Source organism: Streptomyces prasinopilosus, from assembly GCF_001419695.1.
In the GTDB taxonomy this organism is placed as follows: Bacteria; Actinomycetota; Actinomycetes; order Streptomycetales; family Streptomycetaceae; genus Streptomyces; species Streptomyces prasinopilosus.
Window position 1 is genome coordinate 1 of the sequence record NZ_LIRG01000035.1, and the last position, 14,637, is coordinate 14,637.

Sequence of the window (14,637 nt, forward strand, 5' to 3'; positions counted from 1 at the left end):
GGCGGGGGCGGCGGGCCGCGCCCGGAGGCGCGGCGGAGGCCCGTGCCGACGCGGCGCCGCTCGGGGCGAGGTCCCCGGCGGCGGGAGGGATACGGGCACGCGCGGGCACCGGATCCCGAGCAGGTCGTCCCTTTTGCGTAGGACACGCGCATGATGAACCGGAGCTGGACAGCGGAGCCCGGGCACTGCGGGCACCCCGGGCGGGCACGGTCACGGCGGGCGCCGGCGCGCCGGAGGGTGGATCCGGGCGGTGGCGGTCCGGGTGGACCACGGGGGACCGGGCGTGGTGAACCGCTGTCGCGACCGCCCCGACGTGCGCCTGAAGGAACCGGTGTGATCTTGGAACCGCCATGATCGGTTCACGAATTAGTTGCTTGCGGGATCGTTCGGTCTCGGTATACGTTTCGCGGCGCAGTGACGATCAATGCGGGGGGCTTCATGGATCGAAGAGCTGAAGGATGCGCGACGTCCGCGTCGCACGAATGTCATGTGCTGGTCATTCATCGGTGGCGGGCGGAGTACGTCGACTACGCGGCCGTGCTCGACCACACCGTCCACCGCGTCAGCTACGTCACGACCGAGGTCGGTCTCACCCGGGTGCCCGAACAGGCCGCCGGTGTCGAGGTCGTCCCGAAGACCGACGACCTCGCGGCGGTGCGCCGGGCGGTCTCGGCGCTCGCGGAGCGGCACGGGCCGCCCCGGCGGATCATCGCGCTGAAGGAGGACGACCTGCTGACGGCGGCGACGCTCCGGGCCGAGTGGGGATGCGAGGGAACACAGCCCGACCAGGCGTTACGGTTCCTCGACAAGTCGGTGATGGCCGAGACGGTCGCCGCCCGCGGGCTCGCGGTCCCGCCCTTCGCGGCGGTCGACAGCGCCGACGACGTCCGCGCCTTCGCGGCGGAGCACGGCTGGCCCGTCATCGTCAAGCCGCGGATCGGCAGCTCCAGCGACGGCGTCGCGCGACTGGACGGGCCGGCCGACGCGGAGCGGATCGACTTCGCCGGGCGGCCGATGCTTGCCCAGGTCTACAACCCGCACCCGATCTACCACGTGGACGGCGTGTATCTGGACAAGCGCCTCGTCGCCTTCCGCGCCTCCCGGTACGTCAACACCTGCCTCGACTTCCGAACCGGCGACTACCTGGGATCGGTCGAGGAGGACGACCCGGTGACCGTGTCGGCGATCGGCGCCGCCGCGGAGCGCTTCGTCGGCGCCTTCGACACCGACCCGCTGGTGTTCCACCTCGAGCTGTTCGTCGCGCCGGCGGCCGCCACGGGCGAGCCGGAGTGCACCTTCCTCGAGGTCGGAGCCCGGGTGGGGGGAAGTGAGATCCCGTTCCTGTGGCGGGAGGTCCACGGGTACGACCTGATGGCGGCGGCGCTCAAGCTGCAGCTGGGCGAGCCCCTGGACCCGCCGGTGCTGAAGAACGACGACATCGCCGGCTGGCTGCTGGTGCCGTCGCCGGCGCGGCGGCCCTGCCGCATCACCGAGGTCACCCCGCTGAGCGGGCGGGTCCCCGGCCTGTACGCCGAGGCACTGCTGGGCCGGGGCGAAGTGCTGCCGCCGGCCGACGCCTACTACGAGCACGTGGGCGGCCGGTTCCGGTTCCGGGGCGCCACGAGCCGGACGGTCGAGGAAGCCATCCAGGCCGCCGCCGCCGACTTCCGTATCAGCGCCGAGCCGGTGGGAGACAGCGCATGAAGCACGTCGTACTGGTCGATCCGTACGCGCCGGCCCGGGGACTGCCGCCCGCGTTCCTGGAGGCGGGCTACCCCTGCGTCCGCCTGCAGAGCACCGCGGAGGTCCCGGAGGTGTACCGGGGTCCGCTGGACCTCGGCGGCTACGTCACGAACGTGGTCCACCGGGGCGACGTCGAGGACACCATCCGGCAACTGGCCGCGTACCAGCCGGTGGCCGTCATCACCGGCAGCGAACTGGGCGTCGAACTGGCCGACGAGATCAGCGAGTCGATGGGCCTGGACACCAACGGCGCCAAGCTGAGCGCCACCAGGCGGGACAAGTTCCAGATGATCGAGCAGGTGGCGGCGGCCGGGCTGCGGACGCCGCGTCAGGTGCACGTGACCGACGAGGCGGAACTGCGCGCGTGGCACCGCGAGATCGGTGGCCGGATCGTGGTCAAGCCGCTGCGCAGCGCCGCCGGCGACGGCGTCGCCTTCTGCGACGATCCCGACCGGTCCGCGGCGGCCCTCGCGGAGATCATGGGGCGGGAGAACATCTTCTCGCTGCCGAACCTCGGCGTGGTGGCCCAGGAGTACCTCCTGGGCGCGGAATACATCGTCAACACGGTGAGCCGCGCCGGGCGCCACCATGTCACCGACATCTGGGGATCCGGCCGGCTGTCCGCGAACGGGATCGCGGACCTGCTGGTGGAAAGCGTCCTGCTGGAGCCGGAGGCACCCGGTCTCGACGCGTTGACCGTCTACGCGTTCGCCGTTCTGGACGCCCTCGGCATTCGATTCGGCCCGGCCCACCTGGAGATCAAAATGACTCCGGACGGACCCTGCCTCGTCGAGGTCGGCGCGCGCATCTCGGGCGGCGAACTGCCCTACTTCGCGGCCGAGGCGATCGGCGCGTCACAGCTCGACTGGACCGTCGACTGCTACGTCCGGCCGGAACGCTTCGATGCGCGCTGCGGCACGCCGTACCGGCCCAAGCACCACTTCGCCTGGTCGGCGCTGGTCTCGCCGTACCACGGGACGCTCGTCTCCTACCGGGGGCTCGAACAGATCGAGGCCCTGCCGAGCTTCCGCGCGGCCCGGATCCTCGTCGCGCCGGGGAAGGCGATACGGCCCACCGTGAACGATCTGACCTACCCGCTCACCGTCACGCTGCACCACGAGTCCGATGGCGTTCTGCAGCGGGATCTGAACACGATCAGATATCTCGACGGTGCCGGCTTCTACGACGTGGACCACTACCAGCAGAACGGCTGACACATGCGCATTGTCGACCTGACCCACGGGTTCTCCGAGGGCATGCCTTCGTATCCGGCGGACTGGTTCCCGCCCTTCTCGTTCGACCGGGCGATGACGCCGCAGACGGATCCGTACGGCACGAACCGCACGTTCTCCACGCTGCACATCTTTCCGCACAACGGCACCCACATCGAATACAAGCTGCACTTCTATCCCGGGACCGAGGGCATCGGGGAAGTGCCGCTCGAGACCCTGATCGGCCGTACGTGCGTGGCGGACCTGTCCCACAAGGGCGACCTGGAGCCGGTGACGGCCGAGGACCTGGACAAGGCCGTGGGCGACCTGTGGACGCCCGGGGACCGCCTCCTCGTCCGCACCGACTACCTGCGCGACAACTGGGGCGCCGCGGACTACTGGGACCGCCCGCCGTACATGACGCCGTCGGCCGCGCAGTGGGCCATCGACAACGGCGCCGTCCTCGTCGGATTCGACTGCCTGACCGAGCGTCCCGGTGATGCCGAATCGCCGGTGCACCACGCGCTCCTGGCGGCCGGCATCCCGATCCTGGAGTACGTGGCCAACCTGCACGAGCTGCGGCAGCCGGTGGTCCAGCTGTTCGCCCTGCCGATCAAGGTGGCCGACGTGGAGGCCGCGCCAGCCCGGGTGGTGGCCCTGGAGCACGCCGACGCGGCCGCCGCCACGGGGGGTCGCTGACATGACCACCACCGTGGAGTCGCCCGCATTCCTGCGCAGCGGGTTACGCCCCGGCGACGTCGTGCACCGGCACGAGTCGCGCGGACCCGACGTCGACGCGGTCGTCGCGGCGGCCGCACTGCGCGGCTCGGACCGGATCATGCTCAGCTGCCGGGCCGCGGAGACCGGACCGGTCGTGCTGATCGCGGTCGGCGAGCTGGCCGTCGCCCGCCGGGTGGGGCACCGGCGCGACCCGTCCGCGCCCGCACCGGTCACGGCGGCGATCGACTTCCTGGACGGCCTGGAGTTCGCGTCCGGCGCGGGACCCGACGAACGCAGCTGGTACGGATGCATCGGGTACGACGCCGTCACCGACTTCGAGCGGCTGTCGCTGCAGTCGACGGGCCTGCCCACCTACGACCTGTTCCTGCCGGAGGTGCTGGTCCGGTTCGACCGGACCGGGACCACGGTGGTCGGCCGGGGCGCCACGGCGCCGGCGGCCCGCGGCGCCGCCGAGCGCGTCGAGCGGGTGCTCCGGGGAGCCGGGGAGTTCGCGCAGACGCCGACCCGGGCCGGCGCGGGCACCTTCGGACACGGGGTGGACGAGTACCTGGAGGCCGTGCGCAGGGCCAAGGAGTACATCCTGGCCGGCGACATCTTCCAGGTCGTGCTGTCCACCCGGTACTCGGCACCCGCCGAGGCGGACGGCCTGACGGTGTACCGGCGGTTGGCGGAGTTCAACCGCTCGCCCTACCACTTCTACTACCGCAGCACGGACTTCGAGGTCGTCGGTGCGTCGCCGGAACCGTGCGTCACCCTCACCGACCGTGACGTTCTCATCCGGCCGCTGGCCGGCACGCGCCCCCGGGGCGCCGACCGCGCCGCGGACCTCATGGCCGAGCAGGACCTCCTCTCGTCGGAGAAGGAGCTGGCCGAGCACCGGATGCTCGTCGACCTGGCCCGCAACGACCTCGGGCGGGTCTGCGCGCCGAGCACCGTCCGGGTGCCCCGCCTGATGGAGGTCGAGCGGTACTCCCATGTCATGCATATGACATCGGATGTGCGCGGGCGGCTCCGCCCCGGCTGCCGCACCGACGACCTCGTCCGCGCCAGTTTCCCGGCCGGCACCATGACCGGTGCTCCGAAGGTCCGCGCGATCGAGATCATCGACGAACTCGAGCCGGTCGGACGCGGCCTGTACTCGGGCGCGGTCGGCTCGTTCGGCGTGGGCCACGCCGACCTGTACCTGACCATCCGTGCGCTCGTCGTGCACGACGGCGGGATACACCTGCAGGCGGGCGGCGGGATCGTCTACGACTCCGATCCCCTCGCCGAACGCGAGGAGTGCCTGGCGAAGCTCCGGGCCGCCGCCCGCGCCGCCGCCGTCAGCCTCGGAGCGGGGGACCAAGCGTGATCGTCATCATCGACAACTACGACTCCTTCGTCTACAACCTCGCGCAGTACAGCGGCCAACTCGGGCACGAGTGCCGCGTCGTGCGGAACAACGCGGCGACCGTGGACGAGATCGCCTCGCTGAACCCCGCCCTGATCCTCATCTCGCCCGGCCCGGGCGGGCCGCGGGACGCGGGCGTCTCGCTGGAACTCGTCCGCGACCTCGGCCGGCGTGTGCCGATCCTCGGCGTGTGCCTCGGGCACCAGTGCATCGCGGAGGCGTTCGGCGCGCGCGTGGTCCGGGCGGCGCTGCCGATGCACGGCAAGCTCAGCCCCGTCTTCCACCAGGGAACCGGCGCCTTCACCGGGCTGCCGAGCCCGCTGGACGTGACGCGGTACCACTCGCTGACCGTCGACCCGGCGTCCCTGCCGGAGGAACTCGTCGTGACGGCCTGGACGGACGCCGGCGAGGTCATGGGACTGCGGCACCGCGACCTGCCGATCGAGGGCGTGCAGTTCCACCCGGAATCCCTGTTCACCGAGAAGGGCCTCGACATGGTGGCGAACGCGCTGAAGGCAGCCGAGCGGGTGACGGCATGACGGGCTACGGAGACAAGGACATGGCCACGCACCTCCAGGACATCCTCCGGTGGCACTTCGGCCCCGGGACCGGATCGCCGTTCTGGCTGAAGCGGAAGGACAGCCTCGGCTTCGACCCCCTACGCGACGTCGTCGAGTTCGCCGATCTGCGGAAGTTCCCCGACCTGAGCGACGAACTGCGCACGGTCCCGGTCGACGACCTGAAGCCGGCCGGCTCGGCCGACAGCCCGTTCGAGGTGTACGAGTCGGGCGGCACGCTCGGCGTGCCCAAGCGCGTCGTCGAGCACCGGTCCCGGCTGGAGGGCGTGGACTGGGTCGAGACCGTGCTGCCCGCGTTCGGCGGCGGCGGCCACTGGCTGCACGTCGGGCCGACGGGACCGCACATCGTCGGCCGCTCCGTGCGCCGGCTGGCACACCTGCGCCGCTCCATGTTCTTCACCGTGGACTTCGACCCGCGGTGGGTGAAGCTGCTGATCCGGACCGATCGGCGGCCCCTGGCCGACGAGTACGTCCAGCACGTCCTCGACCAGGTCGAGACCATCGCCCGGTCGCAGGACATACGGGTCCTGTTCATCACGCCGCCCGTGCTGGAGGCGCTGTGCGCGCGCCCGAAGCTCTACGGCATGCTGGCCGACCGCGTCACCGGCATCATCTGGAGCGGCACCAGCATCAGCGGCACCTCCCTGCGGCTGCTCCAAACCGAGTTCTTCCCGCACGCCGAGGTGCGCGGGATCTACGGCAACAGCCTCATGGGCATCGCGCCGCAGCGGTCTCCCGAGCCCGGCGACACGCATCCGTGCGTCTTCCGGACCTTCCAGCCCCGGTCGGTCGTCGAGGTGGTGGACCCGGACACGGGCGAGCGGGTGGCGCCCGGCGAGCGGGGCCGCGTCCTCGTGCACCTGCTGACGAGGGATCTGTTCCTGCCCAACGTGCGGGAGCGCGACACCGCGGTACGGATCGTCCCGGGCGGGCCGGGCGACGGCGACGACCTCGCCGACGTGCAGCCCTTCCGCCCGGCGTCCGGTGCGAAGGTGATCGAGGGCGTGTACTAGATGAGCCCTTCGATCCTGCAGCCGCTGGTGAGCGGCGAGACGTTCGCCTGCGACGAGACCGCCGACCTGCCCGGCGTCCACGGCGTGCCGGTGGCCCGTGTCGGGGTGTCTCCGGCCCTCCTGCTCCAGCTGGCTCTGCGCCGGCTGCGGGGCGCGGCCGTCCCGCAGGCGGTGTTCAGCCGGGCCGGTGAGCTCTTCGCCGAGGCCGAGCTGGCCGGCGAGCCGGCCGACGAGTACCGCCGCCGTGTGGTGGCCGCCACGGGCCTGCCGCACCGGGTCGTGAGCGACGGTCTGCGCAGCGTCCGCGACGGGCTGGCCCGGCTGGAGGAGAGCAACGCGCGGCAGCTGCCGGCGCCGGCGGCCCGCGTCCGGTGGGTGCCCCGTGGCCGGACCCTCGGGATCGTGACCCCGTCGAACCACGTCGACCCGCATCTGACCTGGGCCCGGGCGCTGTCGCTCGGACTCGGCGTCATCGTGCGGCCGGGGACGCGCGACCCGTTCACACCGTTCCGGCTCGCGGCCGCCCTCCTGGCGGCCGGGCTGCCGCCCCAGTGCCTCTCCGTCCTCCCCGGTGCCCACGAACTGGGCGAGCGGCTCCTCGCCGCGACCGAACTGGGCATCGTGTACGGCGGGCCGGCCGCCGTGAGCCGATGGGCGGACCACCCCCGCGTGCTGGCCCGGGGGCCCGGCCGCAGCGCCGTGCTGCTGGACCGGCCGTTGTCACCGGACGTCGTCGACGCGCTGGCCCGCTCCGTCGCCGCCGACGCGGGCGTCCGCTGCACCAACACGTCCGTGATCCGCACCAGCGGGGACCCGGCGGAGGTGGCCGATGTCCTGGCGGCCCGCCTGGACGCCGCGCCGAACCTTCCGGCGGACCATCCCGACGCCGTGCTGCCGACGGTCTCCGCGGAACAGGCCGAGCGGTTGCGTCACGCGGTCGCGGGCCTGGAACAGGCGGGCCTGCGGCGCCACTCGGCCGACGCCGGCCCGGTCCCGTTGCCGGACGGCTCGTACGCCGCGCGCCCGGTCGTGCTCAGCACGTCCGACCCCCGGCACCCGTCCCTCGGCACCGAGCTGCCGTTCCCCTTCGCCGTCGTCACGCGGTGGTCGGCCGCCGACGGCCTGGAGCCGTTCGGCCCGACGCTCGCGCTGTCGGTCCTCAGCGACGACCCCGGCCTTCCCCCCGCCGCCCTGGCGGAGCCGCGGATCCGGCGCGTCGTGGTCGGCGGGGCGGCCCCCTGGACGAGCGGGCCGGAACTCCCGCACGACGGCAGTCTGACCGGCTTTCTGCTGGAACCCAAGGCATTCCTCCCGGACAAGGAGCCGACCGGATGAAGCACGTGGTGGTCACCGGAGCGTCCGGAGACATCGGCACCGCTGTCGTGGCCCGCGCCCTGGCCTCGGGAGCGGAGGTCCTCGCCCAGTTCCACACGCGGCCCCCGGCCCTTTCCCACCCGTCGCTGTCGTCGGTCCAGGTGGACCTGACCCGCGACGACGGTCCCGCCGGACTCGTCGCGGCGCTGCCGTGGACGAGCGTGGACCTGCTGGTCAACTGCATCGGCGGGGCGAGGCCGACGGCATACGCCGACCTGGACACCGCGCAGTGGCGGCACTGCATGCAGCTGAACGTCGAGGTGCCGTTCGCGGTGACGCGGGAGCTGCTGGGGCCGCTGTCCGCGGCGGCCGGCGCGGTCGTGAACCTGTCGAGCGTCGCGGCGTTCACCGGCGGGGCGTTCGGTCCGCACTACGCCGCCGCCAAGGCGGCCGTGGTCGGCCTGACCCGGTCGGCCGCCCGTGAACTCGGCGACCGGGGCATCCGGGTCAACTGCGTCGCACCGGGGCCGGTCGCGTCGTCCATGACCGACTCGCTCCCCGACGACGTCCTCACCGGCCTCCTGGCCGCCACCGCGTTGCGGCGCGTGGTGGCGCCGGAGGAGGTGGCCGACACGGTGCTCGGGATCGCCGCCGCCACCGGCGTCACCGGACAGACGCTGGTCGTCGACGGCGGCCGGTTCCTGCACTGAGCTTGTTCGCACACACATCAGGTGTCCCACCTCTGGAAGGAGTCCCGGTGCTGCTTGTCTGCAGGGCTGTAGATGAGGAAGCGGTGCGCGAGCGCATACACGCCCGCGTCCCGGCCGCGCACGGCACGACCATGTGCCGGATCGGCGATCAGCTGCTGGTGTACGTGCCGGGCGACCGGCTCGCGCCGGCCGACGCGCTGCACGAGTCCGGCCTGGTGCAGCGGGTGGTGACCGACCACTCCGACGCGCCGTTGACCGACCGGGCGGCCGCTCCTCTCGGGTCCATCGTCGGCCTCGGCGGGTCGGCGACGGTCGGCGGTGTCGACTTCGCGCTGATCGCGGGGCCCTGCGCGGTCGAGAGCCACGAGCAGATGTCCGCCTCGGTGGAGATGGCGAAGGCCGGCGGCGCCGTCGCGCTGCGCGGTGGCGCCTACAAGCCGCGCAGCTCCCCCTACAGCTTCCAGGGGCTGGGGGACGAGGGCCTGCGGATCATGTCCGAGGTCAGGGCGGAGTCCGGCCTGCCCGTCGTGACCGAGGTCGTCGACGCGGAGACGGTCGACCTCGTCGCCGAGCACGCCGACGTGCTCCAGATCGGCACCCGCAACGCACAGAACTTCACCCTCCTCAGGGCCGTCGGCCGGGCCGGGCGGCCGGTACTGCTCAAGCGCGGATTCGGGTGCACCGTGAGCGAGTGGCTGCAGGCGGCCGAGTACGTGCTCGCCGCCGGAAACCCCGACGTCGTGCTGTGCGAGCGGGGGATCCGGAGCTTCGAGCCGTCGACGCGGTTCACGCTGGACCTGAGCGCGGTGGCGGTGGTCAAGCACATGAGCCACCTCCCCGTCATCGTCGACCCCAGCCACGGGGTCGGCCACCGCCACCTGGTCAAGCCGCTCGCGCTCGCCGCCGCGGCGGTCGGAGCCGACGGGCTGCTCCTCGACATCCACCCCGACCCGGCGTCCGCGCTCTGCGACGGCGCTCAGGCGCTCGACCGGGAGCGCTGGTTCGACCTCGCCGGCGCACTGCGCGACGTCCTCACGAGCCTCGGGCGGGGCCTGACGCTCCGTGAGCCGGAGCCGGCGGGACACGTCGCATGACCCGGCGTCCGGACGTCGCCGTGATCGGCGGCGGAGTCATCGGCCTCGCGGTGGCGTGGCGCTGCGCCCAGCGCGGGCTCGACGTACACGTCTTCCACGACGAGATCCCCGGCACGGCCTCCGCGGTCGCGCCCGGCATGCTGGCACCGGTGAGCGAGGCGGACTTCCCCGATCCGGCCCTGCTGGCCTTCGCCCACGAGGCGCGTCGCGCATGGCCCGCGTTCGCCGCGGAACTCGCCGCCGCGAGCGGGATCGACCTCGGGTACGCGACCGACGGGCTGCTCCTCGTCGCCCACTCCGCCGAGGACCGTGCGCGGCTGGCCAGGATGTACGCCTTCCGGGAGGGCTACGACGTCCCGTGCGAGAGCCTGGACGCCGACGGACTGAGGGCCCGGGAGCCGCTGCTCGCGCCCGAGTGCCGGGGCGGCGGTTTCGCCACCGAGGACCACCACGTCGACGCGCAGCGGGTCCGGACCGCGTTGCGCGCCGCCGGACGGGCGCTCGGGGTCCGCTACGTCGACCGGCGCGTCCGGTCGCTCGACGAGGTCTGCGCGGGCTCGGTCCTCGTCGCCGCCGGGGCGTGGTCGCCCGAGCTGCACGAGTGGCCGGTCACGCCGGTCCGCGGCCAGGTGGTGCTGCTGCGGGATCCGTCCAAGGGCCCCGGACTCCGGCACGGCATCCGCGGAGTGGTGCGGGGAGGGCCCGTCTACCTCGCCGGCCGGGACGGCCACGAGACGGTCGTCGCCGCCACCCTGGACCACGCGGGCTTCGACGTGCGGCCCTCGGCGCGGGCCACCGAGTCGCTGCTGCGCAAAGCGGTCGCGCTCGTGCCGGCGCTGGCCGGGCACGAGGTGGCGGCGACACGGGTGGGCCTGCGGCCCGACACCCCCGACCACCTGCCCGTCATGGGTCCCGTCCCCGGCCGCTCCGGCGCCTACGTCTGCACCGGGCACTACCGGCACGGCTTCCTGCTCGCGCCGGTCGCGGCGGACCTGATGACCGCGCTGATGCTCGGTGGCACCGACGGGATCCCGGCGGCATTCGCACCTCAACGGTTCCGATCAACGAAGGAAAGCACGTCGCGATGACCACACCCACCGTGCGAACGAGCCCGCCGACGAAGCGCGGGCCGCTGACCGGATGGCTCGACCCGGCACGTCTGCTGAACGTCGCCTGGCCGGTCTACATCGAGCTCATGTCGGGTGTCATCGCCAGCATCATCACGGTCGTGTGGATCGCCCGGCTCGGAGGGCCCGCGCTCGCCGCCGTGACCATGGCCGCCACGCTCGAGAACGTGCTCATGAGCGTCGTCCTGGCCGTCAGCGGGGGCACGACGATCGTGCTGTCGCGCGCCGTCGGCGCGAGCGAGTACGGGCGCCTGCGCCCGGTGCTGCGGGCCGCGTTCCGCATCACCCTCGTCGTCACCGCGGTGATCTGCGTGGTGCTCTTCGTGCTGAGGGAGCCCCTGGCGAAGGTCATCCTCGGCTCGGACGAGGCGTCGGCGGTCCGGCTGTCGGTCGACTACCTCACCGTCGCGGTGCCGGGCATAGCGGTGTTCTACGGCCAGCACCTGGTCGACAGCACGTTCAAGGCCAAGGGGGACACGCGCACGCCGATGCGCATGGCCATCCTGTCGAACCTGATCCTCGTCGTGGCCGACCCCGTCCTCATCTTCGGGTGGCTGGGCGCCCCCCGGCTCGGCGTCACCGGGGCGGCCCTGGCCCTGGTCGCGTCGCGGGCCGTCACGCTGGCGGTGACCTGGTGGCTCTACCGGCGGTCCCCGCTGGTGCGGGACATGACCGCCGCCCCGGAGGCGCCGAAGACCCCGGGACCCGGCCCGGTCCGCGAGATCCTCGCCGCCGGCCTGCCGCTGGGAGTGGACTTCCTGGTGCGGATGGCCGCCGGCATGCTGATCGTCGGAGTGGTGGCCCGTTTCGGAACGGACGAGGTCGCCGCGTACGGGACCGTCACGCGGACGCTGCTGTTCCTCACCATGGCGGCGTACGCGATGCGCCAGGCCGCCACCATCATCGCGGCCCAGGCGAACGGCGCCGACGACGCCGTGCTGCTCGCGGCGAGCCGCTCCTCGTCGGTGCGTCTCGGCATCGCCTGGTCCGTGCTCGGCGGACTGGCGGTGCTGCTCCTCGGCGGCCTCGCGGTGGACGCGGTCACGGGCGAGGCGGCCATCCGTTCCGCGGCCTACGGCCAGATCCCGTGGCTCTCGGTCTACATCGCCCTGCTGCTCTGCAACGTCACCCTGAGCGGCATCTTCCTCGGCGGCGGGAACGGCAAGGCGCTGGCCACCTCCACCACGGTCGGCGCGGCCCTGCAGCTCTGCCTGGCACCGCTGCTCGTCCTCACCCCCCTGGGCCTGACGGGGGCGTGGATCGCCATGATCATCAACGCCGGGACGCAGACGACGGTCCTCCTCGTACTGGCGGCCCGGCAGACCAACGAGACCAAGGAAGTTACGGCATGAACGCGCCCGTGGCACTCGGCATCGCGTCCCTCGCCCACGTACTGGGTGAGCCCTGCGACGTCGCCGAAACCGCCCCCTCCTACGTCGACGACCCCGACCGGGTGATCCGCTGGGGGTACCGCACCTTCCACCGGGCCGCACCGGGCGTCGGCCAGACCCGCATGGCTGCGGACGCCGCCCGGCAGGCCCTCGACGCCGCCGGTCTGCGGGCGTCGGACATCGACTACCTGGTCGTGGCCGACAGCGGAGTCCCGGAGTACCTCAACTGGGACGCCTCCGCGGCGGTCGCCCGCGAACTCGAACTGGGTACGACACCGACCCTGCTCGCCACGCAGGGGTGCGCGTCCGCGGTGACCGCACTCCAGCAGATCGCCGGGCTCATGGCGGTCCGGGACGACATCCGGCGCGTCCTGCTGGTCGCGGTCCACCGGGTCAGCGAGGCGCACATCAACCGGATGCGCAACAACACCTGCCTCGGCAGCGACGGGGCCGCCGCCGCGGTGGTCCAGCGCGGACACGGCCGGCTGCGGTGGCTGGCGACCGACCAGATCGTGGACCCGCGCTACGTGGACTTCTTCCGGGTCGAGTACGGCGGCAGCGCCGCTCCGGTCGGCGAGAACCTCGAAGTGGACCAGATGGCCCTGGTCCACCGGCACTTCCGTCGTGAACCCGAGCAGCTCGCCCAGTTCGTCAAGGACGTCGACCACCAGGTGGCCGCCGTCGTGGAGCGCGCCTGCGAGCGGGCCGGCGTGCCGTCGTCTCAGATCCGGCGCCTGATCTACCTGAACGACAACCAGCACTCGCTGGCCGGGGTCGCCAAGGCGACCGGGATCCCGCTGGAGAGGACGAACGCGGAGCTCGCCGCCGAACTGAGCCACGTCGGCTGCGCCGACCAGCTCATCTGCCTGAGCGTCTACGACTCCCGGGACGAGCTGGCCCCCGGCGACCTCGTGGCGCTCGCCGGCCTGTCCGGGGGCATGCAGTGGTTCTGCACCCTCGTGCGCGTCTGAGAAGGGGACGGACATGACGACGAACACTGCCCCCGGCCGCACCGACGACCTGTCGTGGGACGACGGCCGGACCGCGGTACTGCGGCTCCCGAACGAGCTCCCGCCCGGCCGGGGCGTCCCGGCGGTCGTGCTGCTGCACCCGTTCGGAGCCTGGGACCGGGACGCCTTCCTTCCCGCCGAGGCGTCCGGGAACGGCCCGGTCCGCCTGTTCGACGACCTGGGTGCCGCCCTGGTCCGGGCCGGACTCGCCGCGGCCGCGTTCGACACGCGCTTCCTGAGCGAGGACCACCACGGCGGCGCGGGCTCACCCCGGTTCACGTTCACCGGCCTCGTCGACGACGCGGTCCGGGTCGCCGAACGGACACGGGCCCACCCCGACGTGGACGGCGACCGCGTCCTGCTCCTGGGCGTCTCGATGGGCGCGGAGGTGGCGGTGGCCGCGGCGGAGCGCCTCGGGGGCGAGAGCCACCTGGCGGTCGTCGCCCCCAGCGCCGAGGCGCGTCCCGTGTTCCAGCGGTGGATGGGCCTGGACCGGCGTCTGGAATGGCTGAGCACGGGCGGATTCACCGGCGCGGACGGCAGCGTCGACCTCGCCGCGGCGAAGGCCGACGAGACGGGGCGCAGCGGCTGGTGGGAGGACTTCGACCTGGTCGACCGCTTCGGCCCGACTGTCGACCTCGAACTGCTGCGCGCCGAACTCGCGCTGGAGTACGACACCTGGGAGCGGCAGGCGCTGGCGCACGGCGACGAGTCGGCGCCCGCCTCGTTCTGGCGCGACTGGTTCGCGCAGCCCGCTCCGCACCGCCGACTGGCCGGGCTCACCGGCCGGATCACGATCCACGTGGGCGCCGAGGACTGGACGACGCCGCCCCGCCAGGCCCACCTGCTGCACCGCGCGGCGCTCGCGCACGGCCTGCGGTCCGAGCTGACGGTCCATCCGCGGCTCGGGCACCTGATGTCGCCCCGCTCGGCCGGGGGCCGGCGCACCTACGGACCGTTCGACCCCGACTTCCTGCGGGCCCTCGTCGCCTCGGCCGACGCGGTGCTCCGCCCCGACCCGTCCCTGCGAACCGACCACCCGACGAAAGGCCGCCCCATGGAGAAGCTCACCCTCGACGAGCTGATCGAGCTGCTCAACGAGTGCAACGACTACGAGAATCCGGTCGATCCGACGCCGGAGGTCCTCAACCTCACGTTCGACGCCCTCGGATACGACTCGCTGACGCTGCTCAACGCGATCTCGAAGCTGGAACGCCGGTACGGGATCGAGCTCCCCGAGTCCGTCACCTCCGACGCGAAGACACCGCGCGAGCTCCTCGCGGTCGTCGACAGCCGCCTGGCCTAGCCCCGATCC

General features: G+C 72.8%; 13 protein-coding genes. All 13 read left to right on the forward strand.

The genetic code is table 11. The annotated features are described in order from the left end of the window. The first annotated feature begins 489 nt into the window (after window positions 1-489). Genes AOK18_RS02205 through AOK18_RS30215 form a run of 13 tightly spaced genes read left to right on the forward strand, consistent with a single transcriptional unit; the run spans window position 490 to window position 14,628 of the window. A complete protein-coding gene (locus tag AOK18_RS02205) occupies window positions 490-1,704 on the forward strand; it encodes an ATP-grasp domain-containing protein (protein ID WP_107100319.1) in 1,215 nt (404 codons plus the stop codon). Then, on the forward strand, window positions 1,701-2,957 hold the full coding sequence (locus AOK18_RS02210; protein WP_055693144.1) for a biotin carboxylase: 1,257 nt from the start codon (window positions 1,701-1,703) through the stop codon (window positions 2,955-2,957). Before AOK18_RS02205 ends, AOK18_RS02210 begins: the two co-directional genes overlap by 4 nt. A 3-nt stretch (window positions 2,958-2,960) precedes the next feature. Then, window positions 2,961-3,653, forward strand: a complete 693-nt coding sequence (locus tag AOK18_RS02215) for a cyclase family protein (protein WP_055693145.1) — start codon at window positions 2,961-2,963, stop codon at window positions 3,651-3,653. A gap of 1 nt (window position 3,654) precedes the next feature. After that, a complete protein-coding gene (locus AOK18_RS02220) occupies window positions 3,655-5,046 on the forward strand; it encodes an anthranilate synthase component I family protein (protein WP_079104806.1) in 1,392 nt (463 codons plus the stop codon). Continuing rightward, window positions 5,043-5,624 carry an anthranilate synthase component II gene (locus tag AOK18_RS02225; RefSeq protein ID WP_055693146.1) on the forward strand — a complete coding sequence of 194 codons (582 nt, stop codon included), beginning with the start codon at window positions 5,043-5,045 and terminating at the stop codon, window positions 5,622-5,624. The genes AOK18_RS02220 and AOK18_RS02225 overlap by 4 nt, the downstream gene beginning before the upstream one ends. Beyond that, window positions 5,621-6,676: a phenylacetate--CoA ligase family protein gene (locus AOK18_RS02230; protein ID WP_055572592.1), complete on the forward strand. Its 1,056-nt coding sequence runs from the start codon at window positions 5,621-5,623 to the stop codon at window positions 6,674-6,676. The genes AOK18_RS02225 and AOK18_RS02230 overlap by 4 nt, the downstream gene beginning before the upstream one ends. After that, window positions 6,677-8,011: an aldehyde dehydrogenase family protein gene (locus AOK18_RS02235; RefSeq protein ID WP_055693147.1), complete on the forward strand. Its 1,335-nt coding sequence runs from the start codon at window positions 6,677-6,679 to the stop codon at window positions 8,009-8,011. It begins immediately after the preceding gene. Then, on the forward strand, window positions 8,008-8,700 hold the full coding sequence (locus tag AOK18_RS02240) for an SDR family NAD(P)-dependent oxidoreductase (protein WP_055693148.1): 693 nt from the start codon (window positions 8,008-8,010) through the stop codon (window positions 8,698-8,700). The genes AOK18_RS02235 and AOK18_RS02240 overlap by 4 nt, the downstream gene beginning before the upstream one ends. Before the next feature lie 47 nt (window positions 8,701-8,747). After that, on the forward strand, window positions 8,748-9,794 hold the full coding sequence (gene aroF, locus AOK18_RS02245; RefSeq protein ID WP_240503021.1) for a 3-deoxy-7-phosphoheptulonate synthase: 1,047 nt from the start codon (window positions 8,748-8,750) through the stop codon (window positions 9,792-9,794). Next, on the forward strand, window positions 9,791-10,882 hold the full coding sequence (thiO, locus tag AOK18_RS02250; protein WP_055693149.1) for a glycine oxidase ThiO: 1,092 nt from the start codon (window positions 9,791-9,793) through the stop codon (window positions 10,880-10,882). The genes aroF and thiO overlap by 4 nt, the downstream gene beginning before the upstream one ends. Further along, window positions 10,879-12,273 (forward strand): MATE family efflux transporter, encoded by a 1,395-nt coding sequence (locus AOK18_RS02255; RefSeq protein ID WP_055693150.1) that lies wholly within the window; start codon window positions 10,879-10,881, stop codon window positions 12,271-12,273. Before thiO ends, AOK18_RS02255 begins: the two co-directional genes overlap by 4 nt. After that, the gene (locus AOK18_RS02260; RefSeq protein WP_055572586.1) at window positions 12,270-13,283 is read left to right on the forward strand and encodes a 3-oxoacyl-ACP synthase III family protein; all 1,014 of its coding nucleotides are present in this window, start codon (window positions 12,270-12,272) and stop codon (window positions 13,281-13,283) included. The genes AOK18_RS02255 and AOK18_RS02260 overlap by 4 nt, the downstream gene beginning before the upstream one ends. A 13-nt stretch (window positions 13,284-13,296) precedes the next feature. Further along, window positions 13,297-14,628, forward strand: a complete 1,332-nt coding sequence (locus AOK18_RS30215; RefSeq protein WP_079104808.1) for an acyl carrier protein — start codon at window positions 13,297-13,299, stop codon at window positions 14,626-14,628. Window positions 14,629-14,637 lie beyond the last annotated feature (9 nt).

Excerpts from the sequence above, each read along its gene's own strand:
- AOK18_RS02210 (WP_055693144.1), top strand. The coding sequence starts at position 1,701 with ATGAAGCACGTCGTACTGGTCGATCCGTACGCGCCGGCCCGGGGACTG.
- AOK18_RS02215 (WP_055693145.1), top strand. The coding sequence starts at position 2,961 with ATGCGCATTGTCGACCTGACCCACGGGTTCTCCGAGGGCATGCCTTCG.
- AOK18_RS02220 (WP_079104806.1), top strand. The coding sequence starts at position 3,655 with ATGACCACCACCGTGGAGTCGCCCGCATTCCTGCGCAGCGGGTTACGC.
- AOK18_RS02230 (WP_055572592.1), top strand. The coding sequence starts at position 5,621 with ATGACGGGCTACGGAGACAAGGACATGGCCACGCACCTCCAGGACATC.
- AOK18_RS02235 (WP_055693147.1), top strand. The coding sequence starts at position 6,677 with ATGAGCCCTTCGATCCTGCAGCCGCTGGTGAGCGGCGAGACGTTCGCC.
- AOK18_RS02240 (WP_055693148.1), top strand. The coding sequence starts at position 8,008 with ATGAAGCACGTGGTGGTCACCGGAGCGTCCGGAGACATCGGCACCGCT.
- thiO (WP_055693149.1), top strand. The coding sequence starts at position 9,791 with ATGACCCGGCGTCCGGACGTCGCCGTGATCGGCGGCGGAGTCATCGGC.
- AOK18_RS02255 (WP_055693150.1), top strand. The coding sequence starts at position 10,879 with ATGACCACACCCACCGTGCGAACGAGCCCGCCGACGAAGCGCGGGCCG.
- AOK18_RS02260 (WP_055572586.1), top strand. The coding sequence starts at position 12,270 with ATGAACGCGCCCGTGGCACTCGGCATCGCGTCCCTCGCCCACGTACTG.
- AOK18_RS30215 (WP_079104808.1), top strand. The coding sequence starts at position 13,297 with ATGACGACGAACACTGCCCCCGGCCGCACCGACGACCTGTCGTGGGAC.